The 2,171-nt window shown below is 38.1% G+C and carries 3 protein-coding genes and 1 pseudogene; all 4 read right to left on the reverse strand.

What is annotated here, in order from left to right; genetic code table 11:
* Positions 1–98: 98 nt before the first annotated feature.
* A complete protein-coding gene (locus tag LD39_RS12515; RefSeq protein WP_035547132.1) occupies positions 99–425 on the reverse strand; it encodes a cupin domain-containing protein in 327 nt (108 codons plus the stop codon).
* Positions 426–438: 13 nt separating this feature from the next.
* A complete protein-coding gene (locus LD39_RS12520) occupies positions 439–807 on the reverse strand; it encodes a DUF488 domain-containing protein (RefSeq protein ID WP_035547134.1) in 369 nt (122 codons plus the stop codon).
* A 79-nt stretch (positions 808–886) separates the two neighbouring features.
* Positions 887–1,147, reverse strand: a complete 261-nt coding sequence (locus LD39_RS12525) for a hypothetical protein (RefSeq protein ID WP_035547137.1) — start codon at positions 1,145–1,147, stop codon at positions 887–889.
* Between the two features lie 407 nt (positions 1,148–1,554).
* A pseudogene (locus LD39_RS12530) lies at positions 1,555–2,171 on the reverse strand (hypothetical protein); the annotation flags it as partial.

The raw sequence follows: 2,171 nt of genomic DNA on the forward strand, positions 1-2,171 counted from the left end.
CTTGAAGAGATTGAGCGTGACTTACGCGGACATGCTTCTTAAATCTAAAGAACAAGCAGAGCGGCACCCATGAAGTGCCGCTCTGTTTTTACTTTTTGTTACTTTGTTTTCGGCTCTCTTGCAAGGACCACGTACACGCTCATCCGCTCTTCTCCAGTGTTTTCTAGAGAGAGCATCTCTTCTTTACTGCAGTGAATCGTATCGCCTTTTTTAATTTCATACACCTTTTCATCAATTTTGCATTCTCCTGTCCCGTTGAGGACCAGTAAATAGACTTGTGTATAGGGATGACCATGAGAGGGCAGCTTTTGACCGGGCATGAAATTTAACACGAATGCTTTACTCTTTTCCTCTTCAAACACCATTTGTTTGGTCATGCGCTTTTCATCAAACTTTTGAAACTCCTCAATCCTTTGAACAGTCATCTTATCACCCTTTCTAGTTATTTTCATTTTCTTTTGCACTGAGGTCAGCTAATACGTTTGCATGGTTATAAGTCGTATCTTTTGCAGCGTAAAGCAGCGTCACTTTTTGATCTGCAGCATATTCCTTAAGGATTTGGAAGCTTTTCTGTTTGTGCTGGTTGTCTTCTAACTCTTTTTTATATAACCGCTCAAATTGTTCAAACTTATCTTCCTCATGATTGAACCATTGCCTCAATTCCTTACTAGGAGCTACAGATTTCAACCATTCGTCCAGATAGGCTTTTTCTTTGGAAATACCTCTCGGCCAAATTCCATCTACTAAAATACGTACCCCGTCATCAGGAGATCTCTCCTCATAGATACGTTTGGTTTGAATATTCAATTTGAAGTCACCCTCCAATCAAAATGCTAAAAAAGAACCCATCTATATAAGGATAAATGGGTTCTTTCTTGTTCGTTTTTTACTTTTCTTCAATTGGTTCATCAAATAGATCTGTAAATTTAGCGACGTTTTCGTAGCTAAATTCAAACGCCATTCTTACTTCTCCAAAACCTGGTTGGAAAAAGTACCCTTGGACTTCATAGCTACTTTTATTTTCTCTAACCTTCGTGAGATGAAAATATCTTTGAATATATTGGGCCATCTCTTCCAGTTTCCTATTCCGTACTTTTATCCATTGCTCTTTTAGTTCTTCTGTGGGAAAGTCAGATTCTTTTAGCATTTGTTCACTCCTCTACGGAAATCAATAATCTGAAAACTGTATATAGTCATTATAATATAAAAGCTCACACTTATTTTCAACTGCTAGCCTAAAAGATTCCTAAATTGTTAGCTCCACTTTAAAGTTTATTAAAATTATATGAGGAAATCATTTTACTCATACGCATTTCTACTATTAAATTTTCAGACTAATCATATTAATAACTTACCTTTAACTGAAGAAAAGCAAACTTCTTTTTTATTAAAAGAGATTTGCTTTTCTCATTGGCTTAGTTTATGTGAAACGGAAAAACGCCGATCTTGTTAGGTCATAACCAATTAGATCTACAGAATCCTATCTCGCTCCCCTATTGTTTTTGTTACATATTATGCTCATCTTGGAAATTATAACGACTCAATACCTTCTATTCATGGTCCTACTGCATCTGTGCAGTCGCCGATAAACGTTTGGGGTGAGACTTGGGCCATAAATGTCGTTTCAAAAGTGGTGCCGGGGTCATCCTGTTTAACGGCTGTAATTACCCAAGTGCCTATATTACCGTTAATAGTCAGCTGAATAGTTACATTAAAGTCGCCATCTAGCACGTTTCCTGCAGCTTGAGCCGTTCCTATCAATTGTGCATCAGTACCATCAATACAAGAAATTTCAATACGTCTTCCTTGTGTAAAATTAATTGTATTCCCCTCATTACCAAAGTTTATCGAAAAATTATCAACGTTTGGATTACACATCGCAGCGCCAGTAAAACATTGTACTGCACTTACATTAATAGTCCCTTCAAACGTACTATCTTCTTCTCCTGGCATTGTAACCGTCACTGTTGCTGAAGCTTCGTTTCCTTCAATACCTAAACGAAACTTACAAGGACACTCTTCTACAGGAGGCGGAGGGGTCGGTGGAAATATACCAAAGCATTGTGGTGGGAATTCGAAGCCTGGGCATTCCTCTGGTGTTGGAGGAGTTGGAAGGATATCGTTTGGACGTGGCTGACAGAATTTCGCCAATACTTCCAATTTCACTTCTT

The organism is Halobacillus sp. BBL2006 (assembly GCF_000786645.1).
Lineage (GTDB): Bacteria > Bacillota > Bacilli > Bacillales > Halobacillaceae > Halobacillus.